The organism is Pleionea litopenaei, assembly GCF_031198435.1.
GTDB classification, from domain to species: Bacteria; Pseudomonadota; Gammaproteobacteria; order Enterobacterales; family Kangiellaceae; genus Pleionea; species Pleionea litopenaei.
The window spans coordinates 2,931,252-2,951,428 of sequence record NZ_CP133548.1 but is presented as its reverse complement, the minus strand read 5'-3'; the positions used below and the strand labels follow the sequence as shown (position 1 = coordinate 2,951,428).

Below are 20,177 nucleotides of genomic sequence, written 5' to 3'. Positions count from 1 at the left end.
ACTCACTTATATCCATATTGAGTTTGCATATGTCGTATTACCGTTTGGATCATATCGACCATTGGCCTATATCGAGAGAAGGTATGATCAGCATTCGCGATCAGATGCTTCTCAACTTTTCCTTGGTCTAATAATTTTCTCATCGCATTGGGAGCTAGTGTATTGATAATTAAATTTGCCGGATCATTTTCACTGATGACAAAAGTAAGACGCTTATTTTGTTGTGTAATAAAATAAAGGTCTGACGACAATTCATTAGATATATCGCTAGTGTTTGTCGATTTTTTTAACTTGTTTTTTTGGCGATGGAAAATATTAGAAATCTTGCTGGTTAAAATCGAAAATAGGTATCGATAATTTACTTTACCTGAAATGAATTTTTTCCACTTTTCAGGATTAGCAATTTGCGAACGATAGTACATCCATCCGCTTTGTTGTCTAGCCAAATCGTTATTCTTTTCATGTCCCTGACTGGAGTAGAACTGTTCAGGGTTGACAATAAGGCCGTCGATTATAGGTAGGTCATTTAATCGCAATACGGAGTTGTAACTATAAAATGCACCGCTACTAAGCCCCATGATGGCAAATTGACCGTAATTTCGATGGCGTTTCAGATAGTTAACGGCTTGAGCAATAAAGTGTTCTGATCCCTCAATATGCTCTTGATTTTCTAGCTCTGGCAACTCAGATAAGCTATCTCCTAACCCTGGAATATCAATTCTAAAGCTAGAAAATCCATACGACGCCAATTGCCTAGCCAACAACACATGCATACGGTTAGAACCGACTCGGTGTATAGCACCCGAGTTAACAATGATTAAACAAGGTAGTTCACTATTTCTTTCAGAGTCATTATTTCTTTCAGAGTTATTTTGTTCACTTAAAATTCCGAAGCACTGCTGGTTATCGTCATAGAAGTGCGCTGACTCAACAATGGCATTGTCAGAAACACTCGCTTTAAAATCATTATAGCTAATGGGGCATATGAGAGATTGCGTTGAAATTGTTTCTTGTGCTTTGTCATTTAAACATTCGTTGCTCGTGGCGAGTAATGCATTCTTAATATTTTTAAATGTCTCAACCGGTACAATGGTGTCTTCCGCAAGAAGCAACATGCCCGATGATCCTGGCCAGGAATGTTGTTCTATTTTCTGCAAATCGAGCGATTGCCATGCGTTTATCAATTTATGATTTTCAGGCAAATCGTCTTTTGGAATGATTAAAACATTCTTAGCGCTTGGTTTGCAGTTAAGTAAATTTATTGTTGCTAATTGCTGCTGAGTATTAGGCCAATACACCATGCCGGCGGCTTCAAGGAAGTTTGAATGACTTGACTCTTTTGTCGCGGACGACATTTGCAATGCTTTAATTTCTCGTAAATATCGTTTTCCACTTTCTACAGGAGCCCATAAAATAAGGTCGTCGACAGGGTTGTTCTCAGCGTAAAGCGAGGCAAATGTAGCACCTAACCGCAAGCCAATTAAGGCTACTTTTTCACAACCACTCATCTGTTTTGCGTAGCTAACAGCGTCCTTGATACTTTCAATCGCATAGTCGATCGTTGCATCATCTTCTGTGTAACCACCGGAATCACCCGTTCCAAAGTAGTCGAATCGTAACGTTGGAAACCCTTCCGAGGCCAAATGCTCTGCGAGATAGCGCATACTTCGATAGGCACTCATGTATTCAAGTGCTAACGGATAACATATTACGACACAAGTGTCTTTCTTATGTTCAGATTTTGGTGTATGCAACCAGCCAAATAGAGGGCGCTGCTCACTCCCAAAATAAGTTGAAGTTCTTTGGTGAATAGAATTGTCTTCCATTACAAAATTATTCCAATATTAATTAAAGCTTTATTCTTTTTGCTTCATTCATTGCTGGAGCAGAAAGGTATCCTCTTACAGTGTTTGCTTCACTGATACAATTTAATCTGATGGTTTTTGCTTGATCTGGCATCAAATTAAAATAGTTATCTTGAGGGTCGAAACCCTTAATTTCGATCTTCGCTCCATAAATAAATTTCGAGCTCGTTATCGTAACCGTCAATTGTTGCGCCTTGTCATACTCCGCAACAATATCAATATCTGCCTCAGTCGTTGACAGAGGTAAATTTGAAGGATAGTAGAAAGACTCCGAAATAAGCTCATCGTTATTAACAAATGCACAATGGACCACTTTATGATTAAGCGGCCCAAATCGGTAAACGTAACTAAGATCATAAAAATGACCGATCACTTCATCTAAATTGACTACCTTTCGACTGTTCGATTCGATAGAAAGCAAAAGTTCTTTATCGACAATAATTTGATCGTGGTTATCCACGACTTTTATTTTGAGTACACCGTTCAGACTATTGTGTGACTCATTAATCACTTCAGCGTTCAAGCCTTTAAACTGCTCGTCAGTGATTAATACTCGAGGAGATTGCCACGCTCGTTTCGCTGCGAAGTAAGCCGCTTTTGGTTGACTATTAGCATCAATTAGCCCCCAACCAGCGCCTAATTTTAAGTCTTGGAAAAACCAAACTAGTCCACCTTGATTTGAATTCGCCTGACTGCGCCACTCATTATAAACTTGGGTGATCACCTCGCCTGAGATTAACTCAGAAATCTGTAAATACCGTTGATGATCAGCGTATCTCAAATCATTGACTGATAGGCCCGTTAAAGCCTCAAAATAAAAGTCTCGGATGTCGTCAAAATCCCAACCCGTTCCACTGTCTCGCGGAGTACCATTCTTCCAACGCGGATCATGCACCACAGGAAGGTCGCCGCCAAAGATTTCTTGAAGGGTTGAACTACAAGGTATATGACTAAACCCTAACGTCTCAGCCGCAAATTTTACATTGTGATTTCGACACTCTGTGATAGGTCGTTGATACGCGCCTATTCCATAGTAATGTGACACGCCTTCATCAAGATGAAATGGCATCGCGCCACCAAAAGGTGTCGATGGAATATATTCCGCTTGAGAATGGTGTTCTTTAACCAATTGAGGCAAGACTTCATCAAACCAATTATTGTTGGCAAATGTCTCATCAAAGCCTAGCATTCTTACTTGTTGCTGGACTTCACTATTTCCACAATAGATGACGACCGAAGAATACTTGGATAGACGCTGCAGTTGTTGCTCTGCTTCTCGAGTGATAGAGGCCAAGAAATTTTCATCGTCGGTTGGATAATCCATATTGGCAAACATAAAATCTTGCCAAACTAAAATACCTAATTCATCACACAGCTGATAGAAGCGTTCAGATTGATACTCGGTAGTCCCAATGATGCGAACCATATTCGCATTGCTTTGTCTCAATAGTTGTAATTGCTTTCGCAGACTTTCTTCGTCTTCGCTGCCTAAAAGAATGTCATTCGTTGTCCAACAGGCGCCACGACAAAAAATAGGAACATCGTTGATTAAAAACTCGAAGTTTTTATTGTCTTGAATGATCTCAACACGTCTAAAACTAACGTTGGGTAGCTTAATTTCTTTATCAGTAATTTTGTTAGATACAACAACTTTGCTTTGATAAAACGTTGCTTCACCATGAGTGTGAGGCCACCAAAGCTTAGGCTCCGAAACTTCTAACTCAGCAATAATTGAGACAGTATTTTTATCAGAAATCACTTTGCAATCGGTGGCTAGATTACCAACCGTAAACTTGGCATCAATATGCGGATTTTTGGTCGCAAGTTCAGCTTTAAACTTAACTATGCCTATTGATCCCTTCAGCTCTGTAGCGATCTGATAGTCAACGATATCAAGCTCTTCGATCAGTTCAATACTACCTAGCAGACCCATTCTAACCGATGGCGGTGTCCAACTTTTTATTCTTCCAAACAACGGCGTTCTAAGCCACCTAAGTTGTTGTTGCTCAACAAGCTTAGTTTTCCACCGTGGACGTGGCATTTTTTGGTTGAGTAATGTTGAAAGGCCGCGAAAACAAAGTGAAATTTTACAAACATCATTGACCATACTGAATGGCAATAGATGATTCAAAAACGCATTGTTAGACACTAGAATACGATTGTAATCAATCCAAACCTCCGAAACACTGGCTAACTTATTCATCTTTAATAAATGAATGTCGTGATTGGTGTTCGACGAAACATTTGTGGTAAACCACCAATCAAACGCATCAATATTTTGATACTTTTCAGACAGTTCTAGTTCTTTGATTAATTGCGAAACAGGTTTAATAGAATCGAGAGTGAAAGATGGGAAACTCCGCTCATCATTTGAGCATAAGTCAGTCGGTTCTTGGCAACCTCCCGCCGGAGAAATTGTTAGCTGCCAAGCTCCATTGTTGAGAGGTTTCGCCATTTTATAAAATACTAATTCGACTGAGAAAAGGATTCAATTAATAATGAACGCGCTTCTTCCCAGGTGGCCGCAAGTTCATCAAACACTTTCAGATCTACCATTTTCTTTCTCGCGAGTGCTCGAGCTAATTGAAATTGATAAACTTTGGTGATGTTAGAAAGATGTTTGTAAAGCTCGATTAACTTACTTGAGTGTTCAGTTTTACCTTCTAGCCACTCAATAAAATTAGCCGCGACTTCGAAACATGCACCAAACTGTCGAAAGGTGACAAAAGCGTATTCATGAAACTTTTCAGTCGGCTGTTCAAGTAACCAAGTAAAGTCTTTCTCAAATCTTTGTTGAAACTTCTTAAATGGATTGGTATCTGGAAGTTGCTTAAGCTGTCGAGTGACTTTTTTTCGCGCAATGCTTCGCAGTTCGTCGTCACTGCGTTTTACCATTTGATGAGTCTTTACGAACTCAACATAAGGGGCTAACACCATTTTTGTATTAGCTTCTGGTAAAGCGAAAACTTCATCGAAATCATTACCGCTTAGCTCATAATAGCCTTGCGCGTGAAAATACCCTAAGCGTTTATTTTCTATATCGAGAAGGTTGATTGCAACGGTCGATTTTACATGCGCTTCATGATACGCAGTACCGGCAGTGTCAGGCAAAAACATAGAGTCTAGCTCAACGAGTACTGGTCGTCCCATAGCGACTTGCTCAGCCAAGTTCTCTAATAATGACTTCCAAATAACGAGCTCTTGAACTTCTAATCCGTAAAGATCATACAGGTCATTTAACTGAAATTTAAAAAAAGTCCACTGATCGCCTTCAAAATCAGGCGTTAACGAAAATGCCATCGCAGGCATGGGATCGAGTTTTAGCGCATGCAAAAGTTCAATCCAAACATCGACATAACAGTTAGTTTCTGCCCAATCACGTTCTTGCAAGTGAATCTTATGTCGAACATAAGATTCTGGCTGAATATCTAAAATTTTTAGCATATTAGATATCCAGAACTTGCTTAACTTCCGCAGGCCATTTCTCAGGATCTAATCCATGAGTTTTCAGTAATGCTAACGTAATGCGTTCTAATCCAAAACCGATACAAGCAGTGTGAGCATGGTTACCATCTTGAGTTTGAATATTAAACTCTTTACCAAAGTGATCGAGATGGCAATTACTTGATGAAATGGCGGTTAACTTCTTATCTGTCGCAACGGGTACCACTAACTCAAACTTCAGTTCTTGTTCTTTTTGTGTTGCAGCCATAACACGACCACCACGTCCAAAAAATGGATCATTCGCTAATTCCGCTTGAACAGGTAAGCCAATGGCTTTCAGCATCTCTTGCCCTTTGTTCAACCAGTAATCGCGATGCGACCGAGCTTGTTCTGGCGTACCTAACCGGACATACTCTCTTTGGCGGAAAATCTGCATTCTAGCAGGATCAGGCGAAGGTTCATGACGAAATACAAACGCTCTTAAATCAACTAAGCGCCCCTCTTCAGGCAGAACTGTATTAGCGGCGGTAGGATAAAGTGGGTAACACGCAGCCGGAACCATCATTACATCAGCGGGTGCCAATTTAACGGTCCAGTCTTCTCCGTTATTCTTTTTATCGATCATTTCGAGCTGTTCTAGCTGTGTACCTTTAAACGTATGTATTGAGCCCATTAAATCCGGCATTGTTTCAATATGATCTGTCGATAAATACGTTTTTCGATTCAAAATCGGTGGAAACCTCATAACCTCTGGCTTGAGCTCTGCACCTTCACGCGTAACGTAACGCTCAAATGCTTCAATGATGCCTTCAAAGGTTCCACTTAAACCATAAACACCTTCGACACCTGAACCTAGTAATAACCCAGCGTCGAGCAATTCATTTCGATAATTGTCGTAAGCTTCAAGTAACTCTCCATGTAGATTACACATTGCACTACTCCTTATGCATAACGACCAAAGATGAATTGTGCATCATAATTCGGTCATTGTTTACCATCAACGACGCGCCATAAGCATCTCGAATATGACGAGCGAGTGAGAGGTCATTATTATTTCTGTAACTGGCAATTCCACAAATCATCATGGCTTGGCCAACTATATCAATCAAAAGCTTAGAGCTATTGATTTTCAAGTTGTTGGTTCGAATTGTGAAACCAAAATTGCTAAATGCATCGCTATCGCCACGTTCTAATAACTCGGTGTACTCATCGATCGCTGCCGAAACATTATTTCGCATCATATTTAATTGTGTCTCTGCTTCCGCTAATCGAATCGACGAAATAGGTGGCATATTCGGATTTTTACGCATCGCATTTTTAGTAAAAATGCGTGCCTTTGCCACCGCTGAAGCGGCGATACCAGACCAAAGAGCTGCCCATACAATATGAGAATAAGGATGCATCGTTTGACTCAGTACTTCGGTGAAAGGTACTGGTGAAATTTGGCTTTCTGACGCTTTCGCAGTGACGACAAAGCCAGAACTGCAGGTGCCACGAAACCCTAATGTGTCCCAGTCGGAAATCGCTTCAACCTCGTACTGATCTTTACTGACTAATACGCCAACTTGATCACTTTTCGCAGCATCGGGATTGCGTCGAGCCGTAAGCATCAGGTCGTTAGCGTCTTCAGCGTAAGAAATGACCGGCGCTTTCTTGGTCAAGGTAAATTGACCGTTCTGAGCTTCGACGGCACAGAAACTAGAGAGAAGATCACCGCCTATTCCTATTTCGGTCGTCGCCGAAGCAATTAAACGTTGCTCGTCGATTAGCTTACCGACATAAGTTTTGAAGTAGTCAACGTCCATGCAATGGTGAACAATACAAGCGACTTGGATTTTGTGCATGGCATAGACCATTGCGGTTGAGCCACAATAATGCCCTAGCACCTCACACACTTTGCTTACCTGACGCAAATCTAAGCCCATGCCACCATGTTCTTTAGGTACATAGGCACTCATTAACTTCAATGATTTTAAAGCTTCGATTCCTTCACGGGGAAAGCGCGCATTTTTATCGACGTCTTCAGCATGTTGAGCAACAACTTCTTGCCCAATACGATGAACATCTTTAATTAGCTGCTCGAATTCTGTTGCTGTGACGGTGGTCGTTTTTGACATTGTTTTCACTCCCTGAAATTTGTTATCACTACTCGAGTAAGTCTTCGACTGTTTCTGCAATAGACTCGATGCTGCCGAAGGTTTTACGACTTAACGCCGAGTCTGGAAACTCAATGTCAAATTCGTCTTCAAGGGCTAACATCAAACCGACGGTGGCTAGAGAGGTTAAACCTGCTTGATAGAGATCACTGTCATCTTGCAAGCTGTCTACCGGAGTCGTTAGTCGGCCATGAGTGGATAAAATTTCCCTGACTTTTTCGATATTCATATACTATCCTATTAGGTTCCTTCTAAAAGATGCGGAATTATAATTTATTCGTGAGATAAATCCTAGCGTGAAGTGCGAGAATCTCCCTAATTAAGTATCTTTACTGACCAGCGGTGCAAAGTCACTCTCAACGCCTAAACTATTCACCGCAGTAACGGCAAAATAATAACGCTGATTATTCGTTAAATTTTCTATCACAACCGACAGTCTGGTCGGATCATTGACTTCAACAAATCGCGTAAGTTGCTCAGGATCATTGCCATAATAGACTTTAAATCCGATTAAATCAGTTAACGGTGTGTTATCAACATTTTCTGTCGGCGCTGACCAAAATACAGCTGCATTGCTGTTCGCTTCAGCCACTTCTACTCTGAGTGCCTGTTCTACACTGGCATTGGCGCTGTCCGTTACACTTGCGGTAATTAAATGAGTTCCGGCATCTAGCTCCATCGCGAAACTTGCGCCATCGTCTAACACACCTTGTAAGTCTGACGTCCACTCGATTTGAGATGACAAATCACCGTCTTCATAATCGTCGGCACGTGCGCGAAAATCGATAAGGTCGTGTTCGTTCGCTTGAATTTGTGGTGACGGTGATAAAATATTGATATCCGGAGGTCGATTTTCTACCCGATTATCGGCTTCCGATTCACCGTTAGAACAGCTAGTTATAAAAAAAACACTAGCTATTAACAATAATCCGTTCGTTTTATTTTTTCTTATCCCAATTGGGCGACTGACCATTACTACCTACCTTGTCCATGACTCTCCTACTTGCGCTTTGATATTAAAAGACTTCACTAGCAAAGCACAATGTTTGTTACTCGTTTTGTAACATAATGCACAGATTCGACAGTTTCATGACAGCTTTTCTGTGCACTATTCATCGTCCCAAGTGGTTTTTTACCGATATGAATTCACAGGGTCTTCGAAGCAACCGCAGACCAATCACTCTCAATACCCATTTCATTTATTGCGGTTACTGTAAAATAATAGGTTGATCCCACTGGCAATTGTTCGATCAAGACACTGCTCGCTTGTGGGTCCAACACTTCAACAACGGTATCTAACGATTGTTGATCAACACCATAATAAACTTTAAACCCAACTAAATCCGTCAGTTCACTATCGTCGGTATTTTGTGTGGGAGCCGTCCAAAATACAGTAGCGATGCCATAGGTAGCAGCAACCTCTAACGTGAATGATTGCTCGGCGACTAGTTCATCAGAATCATTCACTCTGAGAGTGATTTCGTGGGTACCCGCTGAAAGCGTGCTAGAAACCTCGGCACCTTGTCCAAAGACACCATCAAGGTTAGAACTCCACTCAATGTTAGCGCTGATGTCACCATCATAATCATCCATGGCTTGTGCCTGAAAAGTAATCGCTTGTGTATCATTAAACGAATCCGTGCTTGTTGGCGCTAGCAATGTCAGCTGAGGCATTTGATTGGCCGCCACAACAACTTGATAAACACTCGCTTGAGCTGATTCGCCATCTTGGTCACGTACTGTCGCGATCACCTGATGCTCACCGGCACTTAAAATAATAGAAACGCTAGCCCCATTACCAAGGCTACCGTCAATGCTTGAGCGCCATTGGATGATAGAACTTAAATCGCCATCTTCTGCATCAGAAGCCGTTGCGATAAACATGACGGCTTGGGCATCGGTGACTGATTGACTGTGATTAGACGTGATCTCGACACTTGGCGCTTGATTCGGTTGAGTACCGGTAGGCGGTTGCGTGTTTCCACCATTATCCGTACCAGCACTCTCAGCGGTACCTCCGCTACAAGCAGTTATCAATGCAAATGCGGACACGATGAAAATTGCTTTGATAGCTGATAATTTCGCGAAGAATACTTGTTTCATGGGCCACCTGCACTTGGATTACTGATTAAAGTCACAGGTTGTATCGGCGGTTTTTAGGTTTCTTGATGAGCAATATCACAAGATGAGGACCGAATCTCATTGATCATGAGAACCAGTCCTCAACTTGCTCTAAATTATTTTTCCAGCTTAATTTACCACCCACATTTTCCAACTGCGTGGTGAAAGTTCAAATCGGTGGGTTCCCGAGGTTACTTGAAAGGCTACCGCACCTGTCATCACGTCTGAGTAATTTCGAAACCACTTAAATCGATTGTGAGTACTTACTTCAAATGACACGGTATGACCACATTTATTAATGCCAACCAAGCCTTCCTCACCTCGACGAAACAATAGCGCACAGTTAGAATGCGCCAACACTTCTTGCTGCTGGCCCTGCATCCGATTATGGAATTGAATCATGGCGACTAGGTCAGAACGATTAAAAACATCAAACCAACGCTGACCGTCTCGGTCCCCACTTTCACCATGATCGGAATAGACAAGGGGCACTCCGCCATCTCGGCCCAATAGATAGGCATAAGCGAGCGTTTCATCTTCGCGACTCATCAAGTGATAGCGAAAACCATCATTATTCGGCATATCGTGAGTTAATACGAAAGTAACGGCCAAATGGCTTGGTAATGCTTGTCCGACCGCTCCTGGATCAACCAACTGACTAAGAGAGCCTGAAAACCCAAAGGCAGAATGAATTTGATGAAACAATGGGAAATCATAAGCGCCATGACCGGTACCATTCATATAAGGCTTCAAGAACGCTTCATACTCCCATTCCCCTTGACCTCCGTTGGTAATAACCTCACCAAACACATGCATTCCAGCTAAAATAGCGGAACTCATTGCTGAGTTAATATGGTCGATTGTCATGTGCTTCGCGGCATCTAATCGAAACCCAGTCACACCAAGCTGTTTCAAAGACTGTAAATACGCTCGTTGTTGCGCTATCACCCAACCATTATCATTCAAATCCGGCAAGCCAATATCGCCATTCCCACCACACAAACGATTCCACTGTACATCGCCACGGTTACCATAATCAGAAATACATTGAGCTGGTTGATGAAAGTCATAGGCTGAAAATAAGCCCGCCGACAAGTCACCAAACAATCTTTGCTGTTGCCAGTAGGTAGATGATTGCGCGTAGTCACTCAGCGCACTCGCTCCAGGAAAGTCTTCAGAGCCATTTCGTTCGTTGGCCATGTGGTTTAAAACGATGTCGGCATAGACTTCAATACCACGATTATTTAGAGCGGCAATCATATTTACAAAATCTTGCTTGTTGCCTTTGCAGTGGTCAATAACTCGATAATCTTGCGGCTGATATCTTTGCCACCAAGCACACCCCCAACGAGCTGACTTTAATGGAGGAGCGACTAAAACTTTACGATACCCCGCATTCGCAATGTCATTAGCACGATTTTCAACATCGTTATAATGCCAATTAAACGCATGCAAAATAACATCTGAATGACTGTGACCCGCAACGCCACAGAATAAGATAATGACGATTATCTTTAACAATTTAAACATGTGTAGTTTCCTTCAAGTTTTGGCGCTGGTAGTCGAACGCTTTGGCGTAACAGCTCAAGTTAAACTTCTTTGAGTCAATCTATGAGCCCATGACGCGCAGGCTAAAGAAGCCGGTTAGAATCAACATGCGCATGGCATTATTACCAATCTCAAAAGAAAATTAATGAAGAATTACAATAACCTAGAATAAAAAAAGGGCCTCTAGTTAGAGACCCTTTTTCTGCACTGCATAAATTTATTCACTCATTGCAACGCTTTGCATAAAGTCAAGTTCAGCTTGTTGATAAATCGTATTGCGATGTGAATCCCAGAGTGCTTTGATTTGCTCTTGATTACAAACCTTGCGATCGACCAATACTCGGGTGTTTAGTTCTCCTCGCGGAACACTACTTGGGCACTTTGCATAGACGAATTCATTGGTGATCAAATCCATATAGGGTCCACATTTACTCGTTGGCATAATAAATACCAACTGTAAGCCCAGCGATTGGGTTAAATACTGAATAACTTCGCGACTACGAGTTTCATCCATTTTCGAAAATGCTTCATCCACTAACACCATTCGTAGATGCGACTTCCCTTCACTGAACCTAAAGGCGCTAGTGATCGCTGCTGCTCTAATAATATAGGCAGGTGTTTCTAACTGACCACCTGAACCAGTACCATATTCCGATAACGCAATGGGTGTTTTGCCCTCAACTTCTTTGTAGATTTCATATCGATGATAGTTTCGATAATCGGCTATACGGTCAAGTTCTCGCAATGCCTTTTCTTCATCTTCATCGAGTAACATCGACATAAGTCGATCTCGTACTCGTTGGGATGATTTACTCATTTGAGCATCAAATAATGTTTGGCCATCACCTAGGTCGGGATTGCGAATTATTTCTTGAAAGAACTTAGAGTATTCTTTGTATTCTGGTAACCACTCGAAATCAAAGCGGAAAGTTTCACGATCATCACCGAATTTATGAAACTGTAATTCATGATTAAGCAGTTCAATTTGTCGTTTACCATCATTGATAGCCTGATGAATCGAGTGACATAAATTACTAACAAACGCATTGTTAAAGCTTTCTTTTAACTTGCCTAATTGACCATGCTTTTCAACTAAAATGTTATTTTTAAGACGGTTGTAAATACTGTCCATTTGTCGTTGTATTGAACAAATGGTTTTGAACAATTGAATATTATAATCACCACTGAATACATCATAAGCGATAGCATCGCCAGGCATTGCATTTTGATTATGCTGTCGAATGCAATCATCGAGCTTACGTTCATGACCATGCAGTTGTTGCATCATAGACTCTAATTGCTGTTGCGCTAATTTTCGGTCTAAGCCTTTTGCTTCTTTCTCAGCCTTCTCGAGCTTGGCTTCAAAATCAATTTCCGGCCAAATTTCACTGATCGCTCTTAATGCTGATTCACACTGATCAACTCGTAATTGAGTTGCGTCTTGCTCATCGGCAATCTTGCTAATATTCTTTTTTAGATTACGAAGCTTTTCTTCAAGTTGACCGATTTGCTTAATTAAAAAGTCTTCTTCTTGTCGTAACTTCTCTTCTTGGAGCTTAAAGTCCTGAAGCTTGTTCTCTAATTCCTGATGGTCACCTAAGTCGATTTGCTGCATAAGATTTTCAAGCTTTTGCAATTCTCGATGGCATCCGAGCATTTGTCCTAAGACATCCGCTATGTTCAAGAAGTCAATTTTTTCTATTTGACGTACTAACTCTGACAAGGCTTGAATTTTGTCATTAATAACTTGCCATGAGTCAGTTAAGCGTTGTAATTCAGCTTGCTTCGCAATGGTCGCTCGTTTACGTGCTTCAATACCGAATACCAAATCGGAATCTTCCATATCACAGCGCCACATTGAGTAATTTCCAGATGCTAAACAGTCTCTAGTAACACCGCGACGAGTCATTTTCAAAGTTTCTGTATCTTCGACACATAACACAGCGCCATAGCTTGCCACTAAATAATTTTTAGCCGTTGCATGAGTAAATGAAAGAACGTTAATGATCGAATCTTTTTCTAAGGTTAAACGGTCAGCGTCACGATAGGCCTTTTCACCTTGAATGATTCGAGCTTTGCTCGCCCGACCTGGTAAGCCTCGAATAATACGAATGGCATCGGCCTCGTATTCTGGCTCCACAATAATAGAAAAACGAGCACCTCCCATATAGCCTTCAACAGCCGCTTGCCATTCAGGATCATTGACTTCAATGTGATCACACAGTACACGAGGCTCGGCTTGCGGTAGCGCATTACTGATCGCATCAATTGCTCGCTTAACATAATCTGGGTAACTGACCTGAAGTTGATCAAGTCGTTCAATCTCCTTCTGCTTACTCGAACGATCTCGAGCAATTTTCTCATACTCCATTTCTAGTCGAGAAAGTCGCGTATTGAGTTGCTTAAGCAGTGACGGTTGCTCACGCTTACTGTGGGTCCAAAAATTCATCCAGTCATGTTGTTTAGCTTGTAACTCACGAATGTTATCCAACTGCTTTTCAAGCATTTGAATATCATTCATTAAATCTTTGCCCAGTAAGGCATGAATATCTAACGCATCTTTTTTTAGAAAACTTGAGAATTTCTTATGCGAAGATTTTGCGTCGGTTTGCAACAATTCAGGTGCTGCTTGTAGCAATAAAGGATTTTTAAATAGCTCACTGATTTGGTTAGCAGAATTTTGCGAAGATTGTAGCTGTTTGTCTTCCAGTAATAATACCTGCGCAAATTTAGCAAGACGTGACTCTTGTTCTTTAACTTTTTTACTAAGTTCATCTTTTTCTTGCAGCGCGGTTACGCCTAATCTCTGCGCTTCTAAAGAGACTCGTTGCTCATGCAGTTGCTCTCTTCGTTCTCGAGTGACTTCAATTGAGTGCTGATGTTCTTGAATTTTATTTTCACAGTCAATTTGCTGATCTTTATTATCGATGTAATGTTGCTGACGAGCCAAATAATCGTGTTGAGCAATCGCAAACTCTTGGTACTGAGCTTCACTCCATGTATCGATGTAGCCGTTCGACTGCTCTCTTGCCTGAGTTAATATTTGAATGGACTGTATCAACCTTGCAGCATCACGTTCCATTCCATGAATGGTCTTCAGCTGGCCTGAAATTGAGCGAATCGCTTCTCCCAAATCTTTCTTTTCTAAAATTTCTTCTGAAACGAATTTATCGATACTTTGTACTGGCTTGTACGCCATAAAACGCGAAAAGGCCTTTGCACTGTTTAAGGCTTCATTTTCTGCGACAGCATCTTTGCGCCCTCGAAAAGCACCGTACAACCTTCTTAGATAGGCTCTCTTAGTATCGTACTTTTCGACATTAGAATTTCCGAATTTCTGAATGAATGAAGTAAAACAATTTTCTAAAGTTAAAATACTCTTACTCTTGCCTAGGTCAAGAACCAAATCATCGATACTGAGTTCATTTTTTTCGAATTGATTATTTAAGATATAAAACTGTAAGTTCTGCTGTTTGGCGACTTTGTTTTGACCCGATTTCTCGACAAATGCGCGCACAGCTAAAACCGCAGCGAAAGGTGTTGAATCTTCATTTTCAGTCGGGTGAAAAATGCCTGCAATATAACCATCGGTAGGATTTAATCGTGAATAAGAACCATCATCACAGCCTAGAATGTAGGATGCTAATGTTCGCACCTTTTTACCACCACGCCCACGCTGAGTTGTTTCATCTTGACCTGGATTAAACTGAAAAAGATTTTCATGTGCAGCTGTCATTAGCGTTTGAATTGCATCAGCTGCGGTTGTTTTTCCCGAGCCATTACCACCGGAGAAAAGATTTAAAGGTCCAAATTCAAACTCAGAGCTGGGTAGGTTACCCCAGTTTATCAATATTAATTTCTTTAAGTACATGAATTCCCCTACTAATCTTCTTCTACTGCTAATGTCACTTGAGCAGGTGATTGAACATGAATTGTCGCGTCATCATCGTCGTCAAAATCTAAAGCCTCTAACGCTTCTTCGCTAACAAAGGTTACGATCATCGGATGGACTTTAATCCATGTTTCACTACTCTCGAATTCTTCATCTTGTCGAAATTGTATCAGTCGAAGTTGTTTTAATTTTGAGAATAGCTTTTTTCGCTCAGTAAACTTATCAGGTAGCGATCGCTTAAGCATATTTTTCATTGCAATTGAGATTGATTCCAATGACTCTAGAGCAAAACCTGAGTCATCGATTTTACCTTCACGCAATGCTTTGTCGTATTGCAATCGTAAGATAAGCGTAAGTGCGACTTCATTTTGAGTTAGTCGCTGACGAAGACTACCGGTGAACTGGCTGTCTTCTCCATCGACAACTCCGGGTACTTCAGAAGAAGGCGGATATAAGCGCACATATTGAAAGTGATTATCATGATAGAGACGAATTTTAATGACGGCCAAGTACTCATTAATTAGTTCTTCTATACGGACATAGCGATCATAAAGCAGCTCTTCGGTGGCGCTTTCTTGACGACTTAGCACGCCATAGTTTAACAATCTTATTACGAGCTCTTGAAACTCTTCTATAGTTACTTTTGATCGAGAAAGTTGTTGTTCAATAGCATCAAAAATTATCATAGTTCACTCTAATACTGCCGTATATTAATCTTGTTTCGTTTCTAAAGTTATCACGAACTCATCCGCTTCAAAAAACTGATCTTTCTTGCGCATTCCGGTGGGTTCAACTTTAAATTGAAATTCACTGGACTGACGTCCTGCTGAAGCAACTTCAATCGCATGAGCTCGGATGAGAAGTTCTCTTGCGCTACTTACTGGTAATTGATGGGAAAATATTCGATGTCCGCTCCCGAGTGACTTGACCAAGTATTCAGCCATGTCTTGATTTGACAAGGCGAAAGCTCGTTCAACGGTTTGGCGTATATACATCGCCTTACGTGACTCCATATCCATTTCAGTATCTTGTTCAACTCGAGTATCGACAATACGCTTTCTTTGACGCTGAAAAAGTCTAACCTGTTGAGGGTCAAAAAAGGCTACCTGCAACTGCGCAAGAATATCTCCAGTGGACTCTAACTTTTTATCCATTTCTTGCGTCGGTAACTTTGCTAACTTTTGACAAATATCAACGATGCTACTTTGCCGACCTTGAGCAGAAAAAGAAAGCTGCCGCATGATGATATCGGCACGACGAGTAAATCCGTGCAATGACTGCCGCAAGGCGGGCAGCATAACTTCGGATGCTCGATGAATTCTTTGTTCAATACGCTCTAATAATGTCAAAAAAACCGATTGGCTATTACTTTGAATAAGCTCAGGGGCGACTTTTCTCAAATTCGACTCTGCATCCGCTTTAAACTCTTTGCGCTTACGCCGCGCTTTATTAATAGAGTCTTGGATTTCATCGCGCCACTTTTCAACACTATCTGCAGATAATCGAATCGACAGATCGGGCATAAAACGCTTTTCCATAAATTGAAAGAACTCTTCACTGGCTTTTTCGACCAACTGTTGAGACTCCACTTCGCGAACAAGCTCTCGTTTTCGCTCGTCTAGTTCTGCGATGGTGTCGCTAAAATCAGAAATGATTCGTTCAGAGTATTCAAATGCGTCGAGCAGATCATAGACATCACCTTGGTCGACAAATACTTTCAAGGCATTTCTAACATTTCTTGTATTACGATGTCTTGTTCGATAGGCCGCACCATTGGCTTCGACTAAAGATTGGGTGAACAGTCGACCGACACGAGTGAATGCATAGGAACTTTGCAAGGTTGCTTCATCAACTTGTTTTTCGAGCCAGCCATATTCAATCAGCGAATTAAGCACCCAGTTAGCTTGCTCGCGGTCGCTTTTTACTGGCATGGTATCATCGTCTTCTTGATCAATAACCGGTGAGCGCGTCACCGTTTCTTGAAAAAGAGCTACGATTTTTTCACGAGTATTCAGCGATTCATAGTCTGCTTGCACCGTATACAATTGCTCATAAAGTGACTGCAAACAAGCGGCTATTTGTTCTCGATACTTACTGATAAATGGGCGAAAAAAGTCGCGCCTCTCTTGTTCAAAAAACATTCAATTTTTCTTTATTTTCTCAGAAGTCAATTAATATAGATAGCTGATCAATCTACCAGAACCGATCCAGCGATGCTGCAAAAAATTTAGATTTTTTTACTCCATTTTGAAACTCGTTATAACGAATAATACCGTGGAGAAAGAGGTTATTTGCGCAGCTTGGTGAGTCCTATTTGATAATCAAATACTGCATCGGCTTGTTCGCGAGTGAGAAAACGGTTGGCTAACATGGCGGCGATAACACAATTGATAAGGGTTAGCCCGATGGTCGCTGAGGTTAACTGTAAAAGATACCCTATGCCTAACAAGATCACTAATCCAGTTAATGCACTCACCACTCTATGGATTTTGGTTAAACCACGGCCCATAAAACTAGCGAAAAGTCCCATAGAAAGACCAGGAACAACATAACAAACGACCGCAAACATAGGGAAAGATAACAACAATAAATAAGCGAGCATTCCTGGAAATGCGCCGATAAAAGTACCAAGCGCAGTTCCCCAAATATTCTGCTCGCTGATCAATTGATCAGCGAGAGAAATTTCGGTAGTTTCGGAAGATTGATAAGGATCGAATTCGCTCATTCTTCGTTAATAGTCGAGTTCGATTAATTGATCTTTGGATCCAATTCGCCTGACTCATATCGTTGGAACATAGTTTCCAGTGACAAAGCTTTTATCTTTGATGCATTACCAGCGGTGCCAAAAGCTTCATAGCGGGCAATACAAATCTCAGTCATCGCTTTAGTCGCTTCAGCAAAGTACTTACGAGGATCAAAGTTGCTCTTATTGTTGGCTAAATGACGACGAATCGCTCCAGTCGAGGCTAAGCGTAAATCAGTGTCGATGTTCACTTTACGTACGCCATGTTTGATGCCCTCTACAATCTCTTCAACAGGCACACCATAAGTCTCTGGAATTTCGCCACCAAACTCATTAATGACCGCTAACCAGTCTTGAGGTACAGAAGATGATCCGTGCATAACCAGGTGGGTATCTGGAATTCGTTGATGGATCGCTTTAATACGATCGATTGCTAAAATATCGCCTGTTGGTGGTCGGCTAAATTTATAGGCGCCATGTGAAGTACCAATAGCAATGGCTAATGCGTCTACTTTGGTTTGTTTTACAAAGTCAGCGGCTTCGTCGGGATCGGTCAACAACTGATCATGCGACAATTTACCTTCAGCACCAACGCCATCTTCTTCGCCTGCTTCACCCGTTTCAAGAGAACCTAAACATCCAAGCTCACCTTCTACCGAAACGCCACAGGCATGTGCCATTGCAACGGTGGTTTTGGTGACATCTAAATTATAGTCATAGCTCGATGGCGTTTTACCATCTTCCATGAGTGAGCCGTCCATCATTACCGATGAAAAGCCAAGTTGAATCGAACGCTGACAGATCGCTGGGCTGGTGCCATGATCTTGATGCATCACCACAGGGATGTGTGGAAACTCTTCAATTGCCGCTAAAATTAAGTGTCTTAAAAACGGGGCTCCGGCATATTTACGTGCTCCCGCTGAACCCTGAACAATCACGGGCGAGTCAGTGCGATCGGCCGCTTCCATAATGGCTCGCATCTGTTCCATGTTATTCACATTAAATGCTGGCACGCCGTATCCATGCTCAGCGGCATGGTCTAATAATTGTCGCATCGATATTAATGCCATAACTAAATCCTCTCTTCCTGATAGTAAAAACTGTACTTAAATTCTTTAACGTGTCGCTTTAGGCTTTGGCTCGTTGCTCTAAAATTTCAACGGCTGGTAGCGTTTTTCCTTCGAGAAACTCTAAAAAAGCACCACCACCGGTAGAAATATAGGAGACCTTGTCTTGAATACCAAACTTGTCGACCGCTGCCAATGTATCGCCACCACCAGCAATCGAAAATGCATCGCTGTCAGCAATCGCTATCGACATTGCCTGTGTGCCTGAAGCAAAGGCATCAAATTCGAAAACACCCACCGGGCCATTCCAGACAATGGTTTTGGCATTGGCCAGAATCGTCGATAAGTGTGCGGCCGATTCAGGACCGATATCAAAAATCATATCATCGTCGGCGACCTCAGCGACCGACTTAGTGGTAGCTGGCGTATCTTCACTAAACGTCTGACCAACGACAACATCCGTTGGAACAGGAATTTCACCACCATTTGCTTTCGCTTGATCGATCAGTCGTTTCGCTTCTGGTACGAGATCTGCTTCATACAATGATTTGCCGACATTGTGACCTTCGGCTGCAATAAAGGTATTGGCTATTCCACCACCAACAATCAGTTGATCAACGATTTTCGATAACGATTCTAACACCGTCAACTTGGTAGACACTTTAGACCCACCTACGATAGCGACCATCGGCCGAGCTGGTTTATCTAGCGCCTTCGACAATGCATCAAGTTCACCCGCAAGCAACGGGCCGGCACAAGCTATCGGCGCAAATTTGGCGACGCCATGGGTCGACGCTTGAGCGCGATGAGCCGTTCCAAATGCGTCCATAACAAAAACATCACAAAGCGCAGCGTAACGTTTTGCCAAAGCATCATCGTTGCTTTTTTCACCAAGATTGCATCGAACGTTTTCAAATAGAATGACTTGATCACTCGAAGCCGCGACGCCATCAAGATAGTCCTTAACCAAGGTCACCGGCATGTTGAGAAGACTTTGCAAGTGCTCAGCAATGGGTGCCATTGAGTCTTCGCTGGTTAATTCGCCTTCGGTCGGACGACCACGATGCGACATAACCATGACATGAGCGCCTTTTTCTAGCGCTAGTTGAATGGTCGGTAACGCCGCTCGGATACGAACATCAGACGTGACTTTTCCATCTTTAATAGGAACATTGAGGTCTTCTCGAATTAAAACACGTTTACCTTGCAAATCGAGATCGGCCATGCGTAGAACAGACATGCTAGAAAGCCCTTTCATTTAAAGCGGTTGGAAATTACGACTATTGTAACGGATTCATCAGCGATTGGCTGATATTTAGTTAGCCCTGCGCTAGGCAAGGC

The 20,177-nt window shown here is 41.9% G+C and carries 15 protein-coding genes; all 15 read right to left on the bottom strand.

The window, feature by feature from the left end:
- Nucleotides 1-2: 2 nt before the first annotated feature.
- The 15 genes from Q9312_RS13235 to Q9312_RS13165 all read right to left on the bottom strand — a co-directional run bounded on the left by Q9312_RS13235 (nucleotide 3) and on the right by Q9312_RS13165 (nucleotide 20,076).
- Nucleotides 3-1,826 (bottom strand): alpha/beta hydrolase, encoded by a 1,824-nt coding sequence (locus tag Q9312_RS13235; protein ID WP_309201335.1) that lies wholly within the window; start codon nucleotides 1,824-1,826, stop codon nucleotides 3-5.
- 22 nt (nucleotides 1,827-1,848) lie between these two features.
- Nucleotides 1,849-4,320, bottom strand: a complete 2,472-nt coding sequence (locus Q9312_RS13230) for a glycoside hydrolase family 2 TIM barrel-domain containing protein (protein ID WP_309201334.1) — start codon at nucleotides 4,318-4,320, stop codon at nucleotides 1,849-1,851.
- A gap of 11 nt (nucleotides 4,321-4,331) precedes the next feature.
- On the bottom strand, nucleotides 4,332-5,309 hold the full coding sequence (locus Q9312_RS13225; RefSeq protein ID WP_309201333.1) for a DUF1839 family protein: 978 nt from the start codon (nucleotides 5,307-5,309) through the stop codon (nucleotides 4,332-4,334).
- A gap of 1 nt (nucleotide 5,310) precedes the next feature.
- Complete coding sequence (locus Q9312_RS13220; protein WP_309201332.1) at nucleotides 5,311-6,240, bottom strand: amino acid--[acyl-carrier-protein] ligase; 930 nt, start codon at nucleotides 6,238-6,240, stop codon at nucleotides 5,311-5,313.
- Between the two features lie 4 nt (nucleotides 6,241-6,244).
- A complete protein-coding gene (locus Q9312_RS13215; RefSeq protein ID WP_309201331.1) occupies nucleotides 6,245-7,426 on the bottom strand; it encodes an acyl-CoA dehydrogenase family protein in 1,182 nt (393 codons plus the stop codon).
- A 28-nt stretch (nucleotides 7,427-7,454) separates the two neighbouring features.
- Nucleotides 7,455-7,694: an acyl carrier protein gene (locus Q9312_RS13210; RefSeq protein ID WP_309201330.1), complete on the bottom strand. Its 240-nt coding sequence runs from the start codon at nucleotides 7,692-7,694 to the stop codon at nucleotides 7,455-7,457.
- Nucleotides 7,695-7,784: 90 nt separating this feature from the next.
- Complete coding sequence (locus Q9312_RS13205) at nucleotides 7,785-8,438, bottom strand: fibronectin type III domain-containing protein (RefSeq protein WP_309201329.1); 654 nt, start codon at nucleotides 8,436-8,438, stop codon at nucleotides 7,785-7,787.
- Between the two features lie 173 nt (nucleotides 8,439-8,611).
- Nucleotides 8,612-9,568: a fibronectin type III domain-containing protein gene (locus Q9312_RS13200; RefSeq protein WP_309201328.1), complete on the bottom strand. Its 957-nt coding sequence runs from the start codon at nucleotides 9,566-9,568 to the stop codon at nucleotides 8,612-8,614.
- Nucleotides 9,569-9,715: 147 nt separating this feature from the next.
- Nucleotides 9,716-11,116, bottom strand: a complete 1,401-nt coding sequence (locus tag Q9312_RS13195; RefSeq protein ID WP_309201327.1) for an alpha-amylase family protein — start codon at nucleotides 11,114-11,116, stop codon at nucleotides 9,716-9,718.
- 235 nt (nucleotides 11,117-11,351) lie between these two features.
- The gene (locus Q9312_RS13190) at nucleotides 11,352-15,005 is read right to left on the bottom strand and encodes an ATP-binding protein (protein WP_309201326.1); all 3,654 of its coding nucleotides are present in this window, start codon (nucleotides 15,003-15,005) and stop codon (nucleotides 11,352-11,354) included.
- 11 nt (nucleotides 15,006-15,016) lie between these two features.
- Nucleotides 15,017-15,712 carry a DUF4194 domain-containing protein gene (locus Q9312_RS13185; protein ID WP_309201325.1) on the bottom strand — a complete coding sequence of 232 codons (696 nt, stop codon included), beginning with the start codon at nucleotides 15,710-15,712 and terminating at the stop codon, nucleotides 15,017-15,019.
- A gap of 24 nt (nucleotides 15,713-15,736) precedes the next feature.
- Nucleotides 15,737-17,167, bottom strand: a complete 1,431-nt coding sequence (locus Q9312_RS13180) for a Wadjet anti-phage system protein JetA family protein (RefSeq protein WP_309201324.1) — start codon at nucleotides 17,165-17,167, stop codon at nucleotides 15,737-15,739.
- Between the two features lie 146 nt (nucleotides 17,168-17,313).
- Nucleotides 17,314-17,751 (bottom strand): hypothetical protein, encoded by a 438-nt coding sequence (locus tag Q9312_RS13175; RefSeq protein ID WP_309201323.1) that lies wholly within the window; start codon nucleotides 17,749-17,751, stop codon nucleotides 17,314-17,316.
- 23 nt (nucleotides 17,752-17,774) lie between these two features.
- Nucleotides 17,775-18,839 carry a class II fructose-bisphosphate aldolase gene (gene fba / locus Q9312_RS13170; RefSeq protein WP_309201322.1) on the bottom strand — a complete coding sequence of 355 codons (1,065 nt, stop codon included), beginning with the start codon at nucleotides 18,837-18,839 and terminating at the stop codon, nucleotides 17,775-17,777.
- A 58-nt stretch (nucleotides 18,840-18,897) separates the two neighbouring features.
- Nucleotides 18,898-20,076, bottom strand: coding sequence for a phosphoglycerate kinase (locus Q9312_RS13165; RefSeq protein ID WP_309201321.1), 1,179 nt, complete (start codon nucleotides 20,074-20,076; stop codon nucleotides 18,898-18,900).
- Nucleotides 20,077-20,177: the final 101 nt, after the last annotated feature.